The sequence below is a fragment of the Haladaptatus sp. R4 genome (genome assembly GCF_001625445.1).
Lineage (GTDB): Archaea > Halobacteriota > Halobacteria > Halobacteriales > Haladaptataceae > Haladaptatus.
On sequence record NZ_LWHG01000021.1, the window covers coordinates 1 to 16,218 of the forward strand.

A 16,218-nucleotide genomic window follows, 5' to 3' on the forward strand; every position below is an offset into this window, starting at 1 on the left:
CGTGTGCTCGCCGCAGTACGAGTGGGAGAACGCAGGAGGGAATTTGAGCAAGCAAGACACGGCCCGCGGAGCGAACGAATGTGAGCGAGCAGGAATGTCTTGCCCGGTTCAAATCTCCCTCTCGGCGCTTTTCCAAACACAACACGACCAGTCGAGACGCTCGTGATCGACACAACCTGGAAGCACCTCGACGCCGTAGCCGCTCCATGAACGTCGACGTGTACGACTCGTTGGACGGACAGTGTGCGCTCGTCACGGGGGCGAATCGGGGGATCGGTGCGGAGATCGCGGCGGGACTAACTGCACTCGGCGCACGGGTGTACGCCGGAGCGCGGAATCCGAACGAAGTCACGGCGACGGACCAGCGGGCCGTCGAACTCGACGTAACCGACGGGAACACGATTCGGGGCGCAGTGGAGACGATCACCGACGAGGAAGGACGGCTCGATATCGTGGTGAACAACGCCGCGACGTACGGGCCGACCGGGAAGTTGGAGTCGCTGTCGGACGAGGCAATCGAGACGACGCTTCGGACGAACCTCCACGGGCCGATGCTCGTCACGAAACACGCACTGTCGTTGCTGACCGAGCGCGAGGACGGGCGCGTCGTGACCCTCTCCAGCGGCTCGGGGCAGTTCGACGGCGGCATCGATACCGGCCATCTCCCGTACGGCGTGTCGAAAGCCGGTGTGAACGCGTTCACCGACGCGCTGGCGGTGCAGTATCCCGACCTCCTCGTCAACGCTGTCTGTCCGGGGTGGGTCCGAACCGATATGGGTGGGTCGAGTGCCCCGCGGAGCGTCGAGACGGGTGCCGAGACGCCGGTCTGGTTGGCGCGTTTCAAATCTGGCGGCCCGAGCGGGCGACTCTGGCGGGACAAAACCCTCGTCGAGTGGTACCCGTTCGGACGGATTCGACTCATTGCTAGACAATCTCACGGTTGCATAACGATTATTATGTTCGCCAAAATACGTGAAGATACACCCAACTGACCGAATCCGAGTGACCATCATGACCACCACCACCCAATCGCGTCCACTGCACGCCGTCCTCGTCGAGGCCGGAGTGTCCGCGTTTGGGATTTCCGCATGGATGGCTCTGTATGGAGCATCCAAGGCGAATCCTCCATGCGGACGCGACGGGTGGTATGGTCTGACGGATGTTCACCGCATTCGGACTGCACCCACGCTCGTCGCGTAAGGCGGACGCCACTGCCACCGACGGCGGGTGCTTTCTTCGATTCTCCACGATCGAGGAGCCCCGACTCCGTGCGGGTCCGGGCCATCAGTTGGCTCTTTTCGACCCTACCGTCCGGTACCGGCGTTCGTCCTACCAGTGTGTAACTTCGGGTGTCGAGTGTCATCGGCCGAATCCGCCGAACCCGCCGAACCGATTCGGCTGACGACCTCGATCCGCGGACAGCCGTAACCGGAACGGGTACGGCTCCGCAACCGTCCGACCGTCGGTGGGGTGTCACGGGGACACCCCACCGTGAGAGGCCTCGCTGGCGAACGCCCAGAGACATCTCTCGACCTCGTCGAGCGAATCTCGTCCCGTATCGGCCCGTTCGTCCCCTCGACCCGTTCCGCCGCTCCCGTCGGGTAGTGGTCTACCCTGCCTGCGTCCTGCTCGTTGCAGCAGTTCGCGGGTGTCGCGCGTTCGATTCGCGCGGGAGCAATATGTCACAGGCACTCCATCCAGTGACGGTCACTGCTGAACTCACGGTGTTAGTTCCGCGTGGAACCGATGGCACGCTCACGACGGCGGCACGACGCGTGCTCACGAAAATAGAGTCGGTTCGAACCGTCCACGACGTCGCACACGCGGGATTCCGTCCCCGAGCGACGGACATCGCGGTCGACGTCGTCGCCGAACTGACCGTCGCCGAAGCGCGCGACCGGGAGGCTATCGCGGTCGCTCTCGGGAACGGATTCGGCGTCCGTGCGGTGACAGTCACCGCGGTCGAAGCGGACCGCTAAAATTCAGTGGAGTTCGACGATACCGGAGCCACGGACGACGACCGTGTATCCGCCGTAATCGAACTCGACGCTGGTGACGGTTGGTACCCGGCCGTCGTAGTTGGGTTCGAAGAAGTCGTCCAACGCGTCGGGGTCGATCCGTTCGTAGAGCGGCGCGACGTTCTGGAGGTCGACGTTCTCCTGCTCGGAGACGGCGCGGATGACTGCCTCGCTCACCTGCTCGTCCTCCCGAACAGCAAACTGTCGCGGGGGCGATTTCGCCGGTATCGTCGGTTCTGGGGGTGTCAGTTGGCTTCCCGGAGACATGGTTCGGCTACTATCTGTTGGCAACGACGTTGTATAAAAAACCCCACCATCCGGACTGAGCATCGGTAGGTGGGATATATATCTCGGTTCAAATATAGGATGATGATCTTCAGACAGTTCAGAAAACGCACTATTTTGCATAGATATATACCGTATAAAATCGCCACAATTAGTATGGAATCCGGATTAACCGACGAAGATTTCAGACAAATCAAACGCTTCGCAGAGACGCCGCGACACGAGCGGACACCGGACCTCCTCCGTGCGATAGAGAGTCGGAAATCGAGAACCGAAACGGAAGACGAACAGGAATAAGAGAACCGCACGATTCCTCCGCCCGAAACCGGGAAGTTATCCTTTGCTCGCTCTGCTCGCCGGTTCGTCAGTTTCGGCTTCGATGGGCGACCGAATGAGGTTGCCCCACTCGGTCCACGACCCGTCGTAGTTACGCACGTCCTCGAAGCCGAGCAGTTCGTGGAGCGTAAACCACGTTATCGACGAGCGCTCGCCGATACGACAGTAGGTGACGACGCCGCTGTCGCCCGTGATGTCGTGGTCCTCGTACAGCGCTTCGAGTTCGTCGCGTTCCTTGAACGTCCCGTCGTCGTTCAGGTTCTCGCTCCACGTGATGTTCGTCGCGCCGGGGATGTGACCCGCTCGTTGTGCGGTTTCCGGACTCCCCTCCGGTGCGATTTTCTCGCCGCGGTATTCGGCTTCCGACCGGACGTCCACGAGCGGGAGGTCGAGTTCTATCGCGTCCTCGACGCCTTCGCGGTAGATCCGGAGGTGATCGAACGGGCCACCCGCGTCGTACTCCGCCTCGGAATACGACGGCACTTCGTCGTCCGTCGGATAGTCGTTTTCGAGCCAGTACTCACGGCCGCCGTCGAGGAGATACACGTCGTCGTGGCCGTAGTACTTGAACTGCCAATAGGTGTAGGCCGCCCACTGGTTCGACTCGTCGCCGTAGAGGACGACGGTGCTGTCGTCGGCGATGCCGTGTTCACCCATCATCTCGGCGAAGTCGTCCTTCTTCAGGATGTCCCGCTGGAACGAGTCCTGGAGGTGCGGTCCCCAACGGAATCCGATGGCGCCGGGGATATGCGTCTCGGCGTAGGACTCGTCGTACTCGATATCCGCCTCCACGAGTCGGTACTCGGGGTCGTCGCTCCCGAACTCGTCGAGGTGGTCGTCGACCCACTCGGCCGTGACGAGAACGTCGCTTCGCTCGGTCTCTGACATACGTCTAGTTCGTCTCCTTATTTCCACTTAGAGATGATGGGCACGTTACCGCGTGATGGTACGTTCGACCGTTCTTCGGTTCCGTTTCGGCGCAACAATCCTTATCCGCGAAACTCCCGTAGCCGGAACAGCATGACCGAGTATCACGCGATACTCGTTTTCGACGGGGACTGTCCGTTCTGTTCGGCGGCGGCGTCCGTGCTACGGCGGGTGCGCGGCGTCGGTGCGATTCCGTGGGATGCGGAGGCGGCCCAGTCGTTTCTCGAAGCGCAGTTCGATGCGACACCGTTCGCGTTGGTGTTCGCCGATAACGAGGAGGGTCGAGTGTACGTGGGGAGGGAGGCGGCCCGCGAACTCTGTGAGCGGGCGGGAGTGCCGGTTCTGATCCGCGACGTCGTCGGCGACAACTACGAATCCATCGCGACGCCATCAGAACGGTGACCGGGGTTGCCGGTGACCCCGATCCGTACCACGGCGTCCATCCGATGGCTGACGACGCCCGCGAACGGTTCGACGCCTTGGCGACGAACGCGGATTCGATGCCGATAGCGGTGCGGGACGACTGATCGTGCACCTTCGTGTGGTTTGCATCCTTCCCGAAGGTTAAGACTCACCTCTCCGTAGCCTCCGGCATGTTCCCGGATATCGACTATCTCGACTGGATCACCGGTCGCCCCGAAGCCGCCACGCACGACCTCGGGTCGAGCGACCTGCGGCGCGCGGTGCCGGAACCGGACGGCATCGTGCCGCCGAAACTCGCCGACTTGCCGTCGCCGCCGGACGACCTCGACCTCGAAACCATCATCGCCGACGCCTACGACGTCGGGACGGAGAACGTCCTCGTCACGGCCGGTGCCACGCACGCGAACTTCGTCGCCATGGCCGCCGCACTCGGCGGGAAAGGGGACGGAGCGGGCGAAACGGACGGTGGCGACGACCGTCCACCGCGCGCACTGATCGAGAAACCGGGCTACGAACCGCTGGTGGCGACGCCGGAGGGACTCGGTGCGACGGTGGACCGCTTCCGCAGACCGGCCGAGGACGACTACGGACTCGACCCCGGGCGAGTCGAAGCGGCGATGAGCGACGGAACGCGCTGTATCGTCGTCACGAACCGCCACAACCCGAGCGGGAGTCGGGCGAGTCGAGAGACGATGGCGGAAGCGAGTCGCGCCGCCGCGGACAACGACGCCATCCTGCTCGTGGACGAGGTGTACGCGCCGTTCTGTGCCGACGAGGCCAGCGTCTTCGGCGGCCCGACCGCCGCCATGCTCCCGAACACGGTCATCACGAACTCGATGACCAAGTACCTCGGATTCGGCCCGATTCGCGTCGGGTGGCTCGTCGCGGACGCCGACTTCGTCTCGCGCGCCCAATCGGTCATGTTCCACGTCCCGGCGATATCGGCACCCGGTATGGCGCTTACCCGCCGCGCGCTGTACGCCGAGACGGAACTCGCCGAGGGATCGCGCGACCGAATCGAGGAGAATCGGGAACTGCTCGCGGAGTTCGTCGAGGAGCGCGACGACATCTCCGGGGCCGTCCCGTCCGGGTGTACCTACGGCTTTTTCTCCCACGAATCGGCCGACGGGGACGAGGTATCGGAAGCCGCGTGGGAGGAGGGAATTCTCGTCGTTCCCGGGCGGTTCTTCGACGACGGCGACAGCTTCCGATTGAGTTTGGGACTGGACAACGAGACAGTCCGGGCGGGATTGGACGCGTTCGGCGACGTGTTGGACGATATCGGGGAGTGAGACGCTCGTCGCAACGACCGGGAGTCCGCGAGACGTTCGAGATATCGGTTACCAAATCCACAGTATGTGTCCGAAGTGTGAAACGCGTCAGACGACTCTCATCGCCCCGATAGATTCATTCCGCCGTGGTCTGCCAAGAGTTAAGACCCGCGCATACAATCTCATGTTCATATGGACGGTATGGACGGAAGCCCAGCGGAAATTACGACGCTCGTCGGCCGGGAGGTTTACTCCAACAACGGAGTCTTCGTCGGAGAAGTGGACGACGTTCGTCTCGATTTGAACGAAACGGCAGTAACAGGTCTCGCACTCGGTGGTATCAACGACGAACTGTTCGGCGACCGCATCACGCCGGGACGCGGCATCATCGTGCCGTACCGGTGGGTGCGCGCGGTCGGCGACGTCATCCTCATCAACGATGTCGTGGAACGGTTGAAGGAACCGGAAGAGGGAGAAAGAGAAGAAGCGGTCGTCTAATTTAGTTCCCGTTCGATTCTCCATCGACGCCCATCGCGTCGAACAGTTTCTTCTTGACTGCTTCTTCAGTGAGCGAGAGCAGGGTATCGCGGTTGTCCTCGTTGGTCTCGATGCCGGTGAAGATGCCGAGCGGAATCTCCGCGCTGGCCTGCGTCGAGTGGCCCGCCGCTTCGCCGATGGTGTCGAAGGCGTCCTGTAGCACGTTGCCGATGTTCATCCGGATGTCCTTCGACCGGGCGGCGAGGTAGATGGTGTCGTCGGCGATGCCGAAGACGGCCGAGGTTGTGATGCCTTCGAGGTTGAGCAGGTGTTGGGCGGCCTGCGTGAGCGCGTCGCGGTCTCGGATGAAGCCCGCGTTGCTGACGAGATGACTGCCCTGCACCTCCCGGTTCGTGATGGCCTCGGCGAGCACGTCCAGCGTCTCTGGCGACATCGACGGCGATTCGACCTGTTCGAGCGTGTCGTGGTTGGCGAACGGGTAGAGGTAGGCCGCCGCGGTGAGGTCGGCGGGCGTCGTGTCGCGCTTGAAGTCGAGCGTCTCGGCACGGATACCGTACAGGAGCGCCGTCGCGACCTCCTCGCTCAGGTTGATATCGAACTCCTGAACGTACTTCGTCATGATGGTCGAGGTCGAACTGACGTTCGGCCGCACGTCCGAGAACCCCGCTTCGTACTCCGATTCGGGTTCGTAGTGGTCGATGAGGATATCGACCGGATGGTCGAGTTCGGGTTGTGTCGCCCGCATGTGATCGACGAGGGCGAACGTGTCGTAGGAGTTCACGTTCACTTCGTCACGCTGGATCAGTTCGATACCGAGCAGGTTGACGAACGCCCGGTTCTCCTGGTGTCCGATCTCACCATGATAGAGGATGTCCGCTTCGACGCCGAGGCTTTCGGCAATCGTCTGGAGTGCGGCCGCGCTGGCGATGGAATCCGGATCAGGATTGTCGTGCGTGAGAATCGCGAGTTTGCTCGACGTGCCCTCGATGACGGCGGACAACTGCCGTGCCTTGTACTCCAACTCGCCCGCTTCGAGCGACCGAAGCGCGGAGTTGGCGATAACGGTCGACGGGTTGATCACCACGTCCGCGCCCATCTCGGTGAGTTCGTCGGCCGACACCGGATCGCTCGCGCGAACCACGGTGAACCGTTCGCCACCTCGATCCTGCAGGTTCGAGACGGCTTCCTTGTTGGCCGCGACATCGGACGAGAGGATGAGGACGACGTCGCGGTCGGCAACGTCTTTCGCGGCCGATTCGTCGCGGATGTCCCCGCTCTGCGCGTTCAAATCCTGGTCGCGGAGCGCCTCGACGCGATCGCTGTCCCGGTCAATGATGAGAACTTCTTTCCCCTGTGCAACAAGTTCCTCGGCGACGGCGTAGCCGACGCTCCCACAACCCAAAATGGCGTACGAAGACATCGAGGAGATAGTTATCCCGGCGCTCATTACTACTGGGCCGTTGCCCCGGCCGGTACTTAATCCTCCCGGAGCGCCGTTGAAACCAGTCCACGCCCAGCTTTACTCATCCGTGAGGTGGATCGATCCATCACCGAGATAGTAAAAACGAATGTCACAAATCGGTGTGATAATACTGAACACGCTCGATACGGGAACCGACCGCATCGTTACCCCGTCGGCGACTGACGGAAGTGAAACTGCGGTGCTCACCGAAGGGTTGACGAACGTGTACGCGACCCGAGATGGTGGGCCATCACCGCCATCGACGACATCTCTTTCGCCGCCGATTACGTGGTCTTCTCCCTCCGTAATTCCGGGCGCAAAAGCTCGGTGTCTTCGACAGTTACTGACCTCGTTTTCGGGCCGATTTTTCACATCGTTTTTCACCCCAAACCGGGACACTGCGATTCGAAAGGAAACGTATTTACGTCCCACCCGACTTTTTCAAAATGCGTTGGGCCGGTAGCTCAGTTAGGCAGAGCGTCTGACTCTTAATCAGACGGTCGCGTGTTCAAATCGCGCCCGGCCCGCTTTTGCGAAGAATAAACGTGACGAGCGAAGCGGCCAGCGATTTGAAGTAGACCGGTCGCACGCCCGGGAAACGAACGGATGTGAGTGACCTGGAACGTCTGGGCGTAGTTCGAACGCGCCCGGCCCGTACTTCTTCGATGAACTGATTCGTGAATCGTGGCTTTTCGGCTATTTCGAGGAGAACACCCGTTCACAGTTCATGGATCAGTAATTCCAACAAGCCCACGGGATACAACGGCCACTTGTCGTCCGGAAAATCGGAAAGCGGGTTCCAGAACGCTTCGAACGTCTCGTCCATGGCTTCGGTCGATTCGTAACCGTCTCCTAAAAACGGTCGTCCCGTTCCGGCGAATCTCAGGGACGGAGGGTGATGGTCCGCGATTTGCCGCTGCCGTTCACCGAGTATTCGACGCCGACTTCGACCGTTTTGCCAGCCATGTCCACCGGGGACCGCTCGCGCGGAACTGGTAGAGGTTGATGGTCGCGGACGAGTCGGACGAGAGGACCGCCTCGACCGATGCACTGTTGCTGAAGCCATCGGTATCGAGGTCGATGGAACCGGGAAGTGACATTCCGCCGTTGATGTCGGTGACGCCGTTCTGCACGTCGGCGTCGATGGCGAGTTCGCTGACCCACTTGCCCTCGCTGTAGGAGTGGTCACGCAGTTCGTCGATGTCGCCGTCAGACGGCGTGATGCGCAGGCGTTCGATGATCAGGTTCGACGATGCGTCGTTCGTGACCTCGAACGAGAGTCCCGAGCGCTCGCCGTTGTCGTCTTCGGGGGTATCGATAGCGGTGACGGTTCCGTCGTAGCCGAGGGGGTGTGACGGGGTCAGCGAACCGGACGAGTCGTTTTCGGCCGTGAACGAGAGGGTTTTGCTCGTCCCGTCGCCGAGTTCGTAGTCCACCGTGAATTCGACCGCTTCACCCGCCATATCGACGGGGGTGCCGTTCGATTCGAACTGGTAGCAGTGGGCGGTTGCGGTGGATCCGGACGAGAGGACCGCCTCGGTCGAGGCACTGTCGCTGAACCCGTCCGAGCCGAGGTCGATGGTCGTCGGTAGCGATGTCCCACCGTTGATGTCGGTGACGCCGTTCCGCACGTCGGCGTCGATGGCGAGTTCGCTGACCCACTTACCCTCGCTGTAGGAGTGGTCGCTGAGTCTGTCGATGTCGTCGTTCGCCGGTTCGATACCGATGCTCCGAATCGTCGTGTTCGACCCGGATTTGTTCGTGAGGCTAAACGTGATTCCCGACCGTTCCTCGTTGTCGTCAGCAGGGGTATCGACCGCTCCGGCGTCCTTGTTGTAGGCGAGATAACCACGCTGCGAAGGAGCGCTCGAATCCCGCGAGGACGTGTTCGAACCGTGCGACGGAACGCTCGAATCCTGTGAAGGGGTGCCCGAACCAGACGAGGCGCTCCTCCCCGTGAACGAAGACGACCCCACCGCTCCGCTGTCGAGTCCGTAGCTCACGGTGAAGTCCACCGATTCGCCCGCCATATCGACCGGGGAGCCGTCCGATTCGAACTGATAGAGGTGGACGGTCGCGGAGGAACCCGATGAGAGGACCGCCTCGATCGAGGCGCTGTCGCTGAAGCCATCGGTATCGAGATCGATGATCGTCGGTAGCGACGTGCCACCGTTGAGGTCGGTGACGCCGTTCCGAACGTCGGCGTCGATGAACAGTTCGCTGACCCACTTGCCCTCGTCGTAGGAGTGGTCGCTGAGTCCGTCGATATCGTCGTTCGCCGGTTCGATTCGCACGTCCTGAATCCACATGGACGAGTCGGCGTCGTTCGTGACCGTGAACGAGAGTCCGGACCGTTTCCCGTTGTCGTCCACCGACGCATCGACGACGGCGGCGTCGTCGTGGTACAGGAGCGCGTTGTCCGCGGCCGCGTTGTGCGACCGCGTGATGAGGCCGTACTCCCGGAAGAATTCACGGACAACGGCGGTGGTGTTCTGGACCTGTGTGGCGATCGAACGGTCGTACTCGTACGTCGATTCGATGATCATCCCGGGCGTGTTCAGATCCGCGCCGACCTTGTGTTTGAGCATCGGCCGCGAACCGTCCGGACTCGTCGCCCCGCTGTACGCGAACGTCGAATCGGTGATGACGTTCTCGTTCATGTACGAGACGAGGCGTTTACGGTAGGCAGTCGCGTTCCCCGCCGCCGTGGAGAAGATGCCCTGCCCGACGCCGTCGCCCTGCCTGTAGATGCCGTGGGAACTGTGCATGTCGATGAGGAAGTCGATGTCCTCCGACACCGCCACGTTCCAAATCGCTCGGGCGAGTGGCGTCGTTGGCGTCCTTCCGGGTGGGAACTGTCGATTGAGGTCGATGTTGCGTTTATTGTGGTTGTCGTACGTCCGCGAGTCCCGCTCGATTCCCCACTTGTTGCATCTGGGAATCACGACCATCCGTCCGGCGTCGATGTCCCAGTTCATGATCACCTCGGCCGATCTGTACCCGTTCGCCTCGCTCCCGTGTATTCCGCCGGTGAGCATCACCGTCGGGCCGGGGTTCCCGCTGTCGATTTCGTACACCGTCGTCTCTTCGGCCGTTCCTTCCATAATCGAATAGCTCGACCGAGAGTTGCCACCCGAACCCGCGGAGACACCCCGCGAACCGGCGGCCAATCCCCCTACCGAACCGAGTGCAAAGATACCCGATTTGAGATATGTGCGTCGATCGACCTCGAAATCCGTCAAATCTGATGAAGGGCTATTTCGTGCCATGGTTTGATCGAATCTGATATGATCCTTACTACATCATGTCTTCTTTATTGAGATACCTCCTTGGCTTTACATACAAATCTATTATAAGTCGACTCGCTCACAGTTCGTGCTCACTGTTGTCACGGGAACGCGGTTTCGTCGTCCCCTTTCGTGCAAAGGTATTACTGGCGACCGCTCGTCCGCGTTAGCTGAACGATGGCTCTCTCACCCTTGCTGGTTTTTCTCGGTTCTTCGCTCGCGCTCATCGCCATGCCAGGGCCAGACACGATCTGCGTTCTCACCCGCGGTATCGAATACGGACGGCGTGCAGGCGTCCGGGCGGCGTCGGGCGTCAGCACCGGAGTGCTGGTTCACACGACTGCGGCAGTGCTGGGTCTTTCCGTCCTCCTCCGAACCTCCGCGGTCGCCTACTCCGCCGTCAAACTCGTCGGTGCCGTCTACCTCGTCTATCTCGGGATTCAGACGCTCCGGTCGGACGACGGACTGACGTTGGAGAGCGAAACGGATATCGAACGCACCGAAAACAGCTTTCGGCAGGGCATCGCCGTGAACGTCCTCAACCCCAAAGTCGCGCTGTTCTTCCTCGCGTTCCTTCCACAGTTCGCCGGAACCGGGTCGAACACCGATGTTCGGATGGCAATGCTTGGCCTGACCTACGCCGTGTTGACGCTCGTGTACCTCTCGACGGTTGCCTTCGCGGCACAACGCGTGGGACGGGTCGTCCGTGAGAACGCCCGCGTGAACCGTGGCCTCCAATGGCTCGCGGGGAGCATCTTCGTCGGCCTCGGAATTCGGTTGGCACTGCCCGAGCACGTCGGGTGAGTGATTACTCACGGTTGCGGAACACGAGACAGTAGTTGTGATCGTAGCCGTAGTCGTAGTTACCGTCCCGTTCCTCACTGTCGTCCGTTTCCCACCCCACCACGATTTCTCCCTCGAAGTGGAACAGTTCCGAGAGAATTCCGCCAGCGTCCCACACCAGGGTCGTCACGTTCCCGTCGTTTTTCAGGTTCGAGATATCCACGAGAACAGGGGCGTCGTCAACCAGGCACTCCTTGACGATTGCGAATGCGCGCCGAAAATCCGCCAAATACTTCGCGTAGCTGCTCTCCCCGGTGTAGTTCTGAAACGGATTGGTTTCCCCCTCCTCGGCCATGTACGGTGGCGAAGTGAGACACAGATCGAACGTCGGCAACTCGTAATCGTGGAGATCGAAGACGGTGCCGTGGACGACGTTGTCCTCGTGTTCGATGCGTTCGCGAATGAACGCCACCCTGTCTTCTTCGTATTCGATTCCGTAGGAAACCCGACCCAACTCCTCGGCGACTTTCATTGTCGTTCCGAATCCAGCGAAGGGGTCGAGAATGATGTCCCCCTCGTCGGAAAACTCCGTGATGAACTTCTCGACGAACAATTCGGGCGTTCGAATATCGTGCCCGAATTCGGACGGGAGTTCGTCGGATTTCTCGTACTGTAATCGAAGAAACGTCTGCATGGCTACAAATCTCGAACGGATGGGATAAAGATGGTGACGGCGTGTGAACGTCTCGCTTACTCGCCGGGGCTGTAATTCGGCGCTTCGTCAGTGATCATCACGTCGTGTGCGTGGCTCTCCTGCTGGCCAGCGGGCGAGATACGGACGAACTCCGAGCGCTCCTTGAACGACGGAATCGTCTCCGCGCCGACGTAGCCCATGCCGGACTGCATGCCGCCGACGAGTTGGTGGAGTTCGCTTTCGAGCGTTCCCTTGTACGGTTTCGCCGCCTCGACACCTTCGGGGACGTACTCGTCTTCGTCTTGCGGTTCGTCCTTGAGATAGCGGCTGCCGTCGCCGCTCTTCATCGCGCCGACGCTGCCCATGCCGCGGTACTGCTTGTACTTCTTACCCTCGATGGTGATGACGCGGCCCGGTGCCTCGTCGGTACCCGCGAAGTACGACCCGAGCATGACGGCGTCGGCACCCGCCGCGATGGACTTGATGGCGTCGCCTGAGTACCGAATCCCGCCGTCGGCGATGACGGGAACGTCGTGTTGGATCGCGACGTCGGCCACCTGCGAGATGGCGGTGATCTGTGGCATGCCCGACCCGCTGACGACGCGGGTGGTACAGATGCTTCCCGGTCCGATACCGACTTTCAGTCCGTCGGCGAAGTCCACGATGTCCTCCGCGGCCTCCCGCGTGCCGATGTTGCCGACGACGACGTCGGCATCGACCGATTCTTTGATTTCCCGCGCGCCGTCGATGACGTTCAGGTTGTGCGCGTGCGCACAGTCAATGAACAACACGTCGGCACCCGCTTCGTCCGCGGCGACGGCGCGGTCCGTTTCGAACGGCCCGACGGCGGCACCGACGCGGAGGTGGCCGTCGTCGTCGCGGATCGCCTCGCCGTACTCCCGGCGCTGGAGGACGCCCTGCATGGTGACGAGTCCGGTGAGGTGGTCCTCGTCGTCCACGATGGGAACGCGCTCGATCTTGTGTTCGTACATGAGTTCGAGCGCCTCGCGCGCGGTCACGTCTTCCATGGCGGTGATGACCTCGTCGGTCATCGCTTCCTGCACTTCGTCCTTCTCGCCGACTTCGAGGTACGGGCGGATGTCGGTGCCGGAGATGATGCCGAGCACTTCGTCGTCTTCGTCGACCACGGGTGCGCCGCTGACGCCCTCGTGCGCCATCATCCGGTCCACTTCGCGAACCGTCTGTTTCGGACTCGCCGTCACGACGTCACGGATGATGAGTTCGTCGGCGTGTTTGACGCGCTCGATTTCGGCGACCATCTGGTCGACGTCCATGTTTCGATGGAGAACGCCCAGTCCACCCTGTCGTGCCATCTCTATCGCCATATCGCTCTCCGTGACGGTGTCCATCGCCGCGGACAGGACCGGGACGTTGAGTTCGACGTTCTTCGAGACTCGTGATTTCACGTCGGCGTCGTCCGGTTCGACGCGGCTCTCCTTCGGGCGCAGGAGTACGTCGTCGAAGGTGAGCGCCTCCGGTACGCGGAGTTTCTCGGAATACGGCCCGTCGTTGGTAGAATCGTTCGCCATGTAATGCGAACGGAGCGGTTACTGAAAAACGTTGCGAGATTGTGCGTTCCTGTCGTCCTAAACGTTGAATGTTATACATGCATGTGAGTATTCAGGGGGCGGCAGCCGAAAGCGTCATATATTGCCACTGAAGAACAGTCGGTGATCGGGGTTGTTTGACAAAAAAGCGCAAGCGAGACGGGTGATTCTGCGTCCATTTCGCGTTGCGTGGGGTCATTTGTCACGCAACACTTAAGCAATAATCGACAATAATTGTAAATATGGACTCTACCAGTCTCATGGCACAGCGCATTGCAGGTCGGACGAGCAGCGACTCTTTTGCTCCGATTGCAATTTTTGCTAAACTGTGCACAACACTGGTAGCGAAAGGATTTGCGGGGAATCTTCGACCGAATTCGCACGACCGGTCGCACCGCAGATACCATCACCCTTCGCCCACGGGTCAGGGTCATAGTCACTAGTCGATGAGTAGCTCACAACACCCGGTCGCCTATCGCTTAGAGCGACAAGTAGGCGGCGCGACGAAGTTGCTCGCGACGGTCATGGGGCTTCCCCTCGTGGACGGCATCTTCCCGGCGATGGTGCTCGCCGGTGCGTTGAGTTCCCCGGTCGGCATCATTCAGGTCGGTCTGCTCGTCTTCGGCGGCAGTGCGACCGTCGCGGTCATCCTCGCCGAGATGGACGGCACCCCGCGTGAACAGGCGATGACCGTCCTCGCGGTCGGTGTCGTCCTGATCGCCGTCGCTGGCATCGAGGCCGCGTTCGCGCCGACCATCGCGAGCGCGTTGAAGATGGAGACCTTCGAGCGCTTCGCCGCGCTGGTCATCGCCGCCATCGCCGCGAAGACCGCGAGTGCACGCATCGGCGAATATTTGCCGAGCCCCGGAGTCATCGTCGGCTTCGGCCTGCTCGCCAGCCTGCAACCCGCTGGCTTCCAAGTCAAGGCCATCGAAGCGACCCAAATCGTCCCCGCCGTCGCGGCGGCCGGGACGGGTGTCGCGTTCGCGCTCGCCATCGCACTCACCTCACCGTGGCTGCGCGGCGTCGTGGACATCGATCGCTTCCGCTTCGGCAGCGCGGTCGCGCTGGGCGTCCTACCCCTGTCGATACTCGGCTTCGCACCGGGTCGCGCCCCGCTGTTCGTCCTCGTGGTCACCAGCCTGTTGGCGCTCGACCCCGGCGAACACGTCGAGTCTGCCGTCGAAGCGGCCGAGGAGGCCGCCGGAAAGCCGGGACCGGTCGCGCCGAATCGCAACCGGCCGCTGACGAGTCGCAGGCGGCCGTGACGGACGGCGGCGAGAACGCGACGAATTCGACGACGGCGAACTCGCCGGAGAGGACTTCAGCGAAGAGAACCTCACTGAAGGGAGTCCCGAGGGAGATACGGACGGATCGTCCTCGGCCTACGGCTACCCCGGTGAGGAGGACGGCGGCCAACGCCGTCCGTGGCTGTAACCTCGCTCGACCGTTCCCTTTTCGGTGGTAGTATCGACCCGTAGCTGTAACGTTTTTCCCGCTCCGCCGCAGTGGTTTTCACATGCCGGATAATCGCGTCGTGCAGGGACGGATGGTGACGCCGAAGCGACTGGCCGAACTGGTAGAGGACGATTCCGTGATGGAAGCCGACCGCATCGAGGACGCCGAGCGACAGTGCCCCGACTGCGGCGGCGATGTGCTCAAGGTCGGCTACATGCCGAGCGTCACGGCGTTCGTGACGGGATATAAATGCCAAGATTGTGATTGGGGGACGCGGGAGGAATAGAATCGAAACCCCTTTAGGCCTTTTCGACCAATCAAAATTCGCGGGGTCGTGGCCAAGCCAGGGATGGCGACTGACTCCAGAGGCTATGCGCCCGGGACGAAACTCCAGCTGATATACCGAGCGGGTGACTGATCATCGCTCGCGTTGACGACCCTCTGGAGTTCCGAGGCGCACCGGAGATATCAGTCGATCGGGGGTTCAAATCCCTCCGACCCCATGCTGTAAAAAAGCCTTACTAAGCTTTTTAGAACCACTAACTACAGGTAAACCCGTTAGCTACGGGTCTCGTTATTGGGAGGTGACGACCGGATGGTAGTTCGTCTACCGTCCGCAGTTCCCTCCGAGCGGACTACTTGCGATTACTGTGACGCCCACGTAACCGCTGACTTCCGCCGAACCTACGGTACCGAAGAAAACCGGGCTTGGAAAGTACCGAGTTAGTGAGTGGCCGAAATTTGCTTCCTTGAGGGGGGTGGGTAAATCCGTTTCTGATTATAGTGACGCCAAGAGCGAATCAACGATGGAGACGTACAGGATGAGAGTGAGAAACCAGACGCCGAAGACTCCGACAATCCAAGTAGCCGCCTTGTGAAACGGTGATTTATACGAGTGCACTTCTTGAGGCGTCTCGGAAAACCACACGTCACGCTCTTCCGTTCCCTCGGTTACCCAACCAGTGATGAGTAACAATCGAAGACAGAGCAAACCAGCGAGTGGCGTAAAGAGTAGCCCAAGATAGAAGAACGCCTCGGCCAGCATATATCCACAGTAGTTTTTCACGAACAAATAATTTTCACCCATCGAGCAGCTTCTCGATTCCTTGGGGTTGTAGAACGCGACAAACGAATCCGCAAAATTGCATACGTGTTTTCATGGGGAGCGGAAAATCAGGGAGTGCGAAGAAGACGAGGGAACAGTTGGT

The 16,218-nt window shown here is 60.9% G+C and carries 14 protein-coding genes, 3 tRNA genes and 1 pseudogene; 12 read left to right on the forward strand and 6 right to left on the reverse strand.

Translation table 11 applies throughout. From position 1 onward, the window contains the following. Positions 1 to 206: 206 nt before the first annotated feature. From A4G99_RS09430 to A4G99_RS09440, 3 genes are all read left to right on the forward strand, one after another. Positions 207 to 992, forward strand: a complete 786-nt coding sequence (locus A4G99_RS09430) for an SDR family NAD(P)-dependent oxidoreductase (protein WP_082837772.1) — start codon at positions 207 to 209, stop codon at positions 990 to 992. Positions 993 to 1,590: 598 nt separating this feature from the next. Continuing rightward, positions 1,591 to 1,677: transfer RNA gene (locus A4G99_RS09435), tRNA-Arg, on the forward strand. A gap of 2 nt (positions 1,678 to 1,679) precedes the next feature. Then, positions 1,680 to 1,979: a hypothetical protein gene (locus A4G99_RS09440; protein ID WP_082837773.1), complete on the forward strand. Its 300-nt coding sequence runs from the start codon at positions 1,680 to 1,682 to the stop codon at positions 1,977 to 1,979. A gap of 3 nt (positions 1,980 to 1,982) precedes the next feature. Here the strand turns inward: A4G99_RS09440 and A4G99_RS09445 are convergent, their stop codons facing one another. Next, positions 1,983 to 2,285, reverse strand: a complete 303-nt coding sequence (locus tag A4G99_RS09445; RefSeq protein WP_066142601.1) for a HalOD1 output domain-containing protein — start codon at positions 2,283 to 2,285, stop codon at positions 1,983 to 1,985. 174 nt (positions 2,286 to 2,459) lie between these two features. On the opposite strand from A4G99_RS09445, the gene A4G99_RS25890 reads away from it, so the two are divergent. Next, the gene (locus tag A4G99_RS25890; RefSeq protein WP_190303734.1) at positions 2,460 to 2,600 is read left to right on the forward strand and encodes a hypothetical protein; all 141 of its coding nucleotides are present in this window, start codon (positions 2,460 to 2,462) and stop codon (positions 2,598 to 2,600) included. 36 nt (positions 2,601 to 2,636) lie between these two features. Here A4G99_RS25890 and A4G99_RS09450 read toward each other — a convergent pair whose 3' ends face one another. After that, positions 2,637 to 3,527, reverse strand: a complete 891-nt coding sequence (locus A4G99_RS09450; RefSeq protein ID WP_066142604.1) for a sulfurtransferase — start codon at positions 3,525 to 3,527, stop codon at positions 2,637 to 2,639. A gap of 132 nt (positions 3,528 to 3,659) precedes the next feature. Here A4G99_RS09450 and A4G99_RS09455 point away from each other — a divergent pair. The 3 genes and pseudogenes from A4G99_RS09455 to A4G99_RS09465 all read left to right on the forward strand — a co-directional run bounded on the left by A4G99_RS09455 (position 3,660) and on the right by A4G99_RS09465 (position 5,758). Further along, positions 3,660 to 4,093 (forward strand): annotated as a pseudogene (locus A4G99_RS09455) (DUF393 domain-containing protein). A 66-nt stretch (positions 4,094 to 4,159) separates the two neighbouring features. Then, entirely contained in the window at positions 4,160 to 5,281 is a 1,122-nt protein-coding gene (locus A4G99_RS09460) for a pyridoxal phosphate-dependent aminotransferase (protein ID WP_066142608.1), read from the forward strand. Positions 5,282 to 5,461: 180 nt separating this feature from the next. Further along, positions 5,462 to 5,758, forward strand: a complete 297-nt coding sequence (locus A4G99_RS09465) for a PRC-barrel domain-containing protein (protein ID WP_066145083.1) — start codon at positions 5,462 to 5,464, stop codon at positions 5,756 to 5,758. A gap of 1 nt (position 5,759) precedes the next feature. Here A4G99_RS09465 and A4G99_RS09470 read toward each other — a convergent pair whose 3' ends face one another. Continuing rightward, positions 5,760 to 7,205, reverse strand: coding sequence for a DHH family phosphoesterase (locus A4G99_RS09470; RefSeq protein ID WP_066142612.1), 1,446 nt, complete (start codon positions 7,203 to 7,205; stop codon positions 5,760 to 5,762). Positions 7,206 to 7,673: 468 nt separating this feature from the next. Between A4G99_RS09470 and A4G99_RS09475 the strand changes: the two genes are divergently transcribed. After that, positions 7,674 to 7,747: transfer RNA gene (locus A4G99_RS09475), tRNA-Lys, on the forward strand. A gap of 396 nt (positions 7,748 to 8,143) precedes the next feature. On the opposite strand, the gene A4G99_RS09480 is transcribed toward A4G99_RS09475, so the two are convergent. Continuing rightward, positions 8,144 to 10,324 carry a succinylglutamate desuccinylase/aspartoacylase family protein gene (locus A4G99_RS09480; protein WP_066142616.1) on the reverse strand — a complete coding sequence of 727 codons (2,181 nt, stop codon included), beginning with the start codon at positions 10,322 to 10,324 and terminating at the stop codon, positions 8,144 to 8,146. A 414-nt stretch (positions 10,325 to 10,738) separates the two neighbouring features. On the opposite strand from A4G99_RS09480, the gene A4G99_RS09485 reads away from it, so the two are divergent. Beyond that, a complete protein-coding gene (locus tag A4G99_RS09485; protein WP_223301807.1) occupies positions 10,739 to 11,311 on the forward strand; it encodes a LysE family translocator in 573 nt (190 codons plus the stop codon). Positions 11,312 to 11,315: 4 nt separating this feature from the next. Here A4G99_RS09485 and A4G99_RS09490 read toward each other — a convergent pair whose 3' ends face one another. Further along, positions 11,316 to 11,984, reverse strand: a complete 669-nt coding sequence (locus A4G99_RS09490) for a DNA methyltransferase (RefSeq protein WP_066142623.1) — start codon at positions 11,982 to 11,984, stop codon at positions 11,316 to 11,318. Between the two features lie 56 nt (positions 11,985 to 12,040). Then, positions 12,041 to 13,534 carry an IMP dehydrogenase gene (gene guaB, locus A4G99_RS09495; protein WP_066142626.1) on the reverse strand — a complete coding sequence of 498 codons (1,494 nt, stop codon included), beginning with the start codon at positions 13,532 to 13,534 and terminating at the stop codon, positions 12,041 to 12,043. Positions 13,535 to 13,998: 464 nt separating this feature from the next. Between guaB and A4G99_RS09500 the strand changes: the two genes are divergently transcribed. From A4G99_RS09500 to A4G99_RS25165, 3 genes are all read left to right on the forward strand, one after another. Next, on the forward strand, positions 13,999 to 14,820 hold the full coding sequence (locus A4G99_RS09500) for a DUF5794 domain-containing protein (RefSeq protein WP_066142628.1): 822 nt from the start codon (positions 13,999 to 14,001) through the stop codon (positions 14,818 to 14,820). A 251-nt stretch (positions 14,821 to 15,071) separates the two neighbouring features. Next, a complete protein-coding gene (locus A4G99_RS09505; protein ID WP_066142630.1) occupies positions 15,072 to 15,296 on the forward strand; it encodes a DUF5795 family protein in 225 nt (74 codons plus the stop codon). A 42-nt stretch (positions 15,297 to 15,338) separates the two neighbouring features. Further along, positions 15,339 to 15,513 (forward strand) — tRNA-Trp (locus A4G99_RS25165). The last annotated feature ends 705 nt before the right edge of the window (positions 15,514 to 16,218 follow it).

Coding starts and splice junctions, on each gene's coding strand:
- A4G99_RS09430 (WP_082837772.1), top strand. CDS start 207: ATGAACGTCGACGTGTACGACTCGTTGGACGGACAGTGTGCGCTCGTC.
- A4G99_RS09440 (WP_082837773.1), top strand. CDS start 1,680: ATGTCACAGGCACTCCATCCAGTGACGGTCACTGCTGAACTCACGGTG.
- A4G99_RS09445 (WP_066142601.1), bottom strand. CDS start 2,285: ATGTCTCCGGGAAGCCAACTGACACCCCCAGAACCGACGATACCGGCG.
- A4G99_RS25890 (WP_190303734.1), top strand. CDS start 2,460: ATGGAATCCGGATTAACCGACGAAGATTTCAGACAAATCAAACGCTTC.
- A4G99_RS09450 (WP_066142604.1), bottom strand. CDS start 3,527: ATGTCAGAGACCGAGCGAAGCGACGTTCTCGTCACGGCCGAGTGGGTC.
- A4G99_RS09460 (WP_066142608.1), top strand. CDS start 4,160: ATGTTCCCGGATATCGACTATCTCGACTGGATCACCGGTCGCCCCGAA.
- A4G99_RS09465 (WP_066145083.1), top strand. CDS start 5,462: ATGGACGGAAGCCCAGCGGAAATTACGACGCTCGTCGGCCGGGAGGTT.
- A4G99_RS09470 (WP_066142612.1), bottom strand. CDS start 7,205: ATGAGCGCCGGGATAACTATCTCCTCGATGTCTTCGTACGCCATTTTG.
- A4G99_RS09480 (WP_066142616.1), bottom strand. CDS start 10,324: ATGGAAGGAACGGCCGAAGAGACGACGGTGTACGAAATCGACAGCGGG.
- A4G99_RS09485 (WP_223301807.1), top strand. CDS start 10,739: ATGCCAGGGCCAGACACGATCTGCGTTCTCACCCGCGGTATCGAATAC.
- A4G99_RS09490 (WP_066142623.1), bottom strand. CDS start 11,984: ATGCAGACGTTTCTTCGATTACAGTACGAGAAATCCGACGAACTCCCG.
- guaB (WP_066142626.1), bottom strand. CDS start 13,534: ATGGCGAACGATTCTACCAACGACGGGCCGTATTCCGAGAAACTCCGC.
- A4G99_RS09500 (WP_066142628.1), top strand. CDS start 13,999: ATGAGTAGCTCACAACACCCGGTCGCCTATCGCTTAGAGCGACAAGTA.
- A4G99_RS09505 (WP_066142630.1), top strand. CDS start 15,072: ATGCCGGATAATCGCGTCGTGCAGGGACGGATGGTGACGCCGAAGCGA.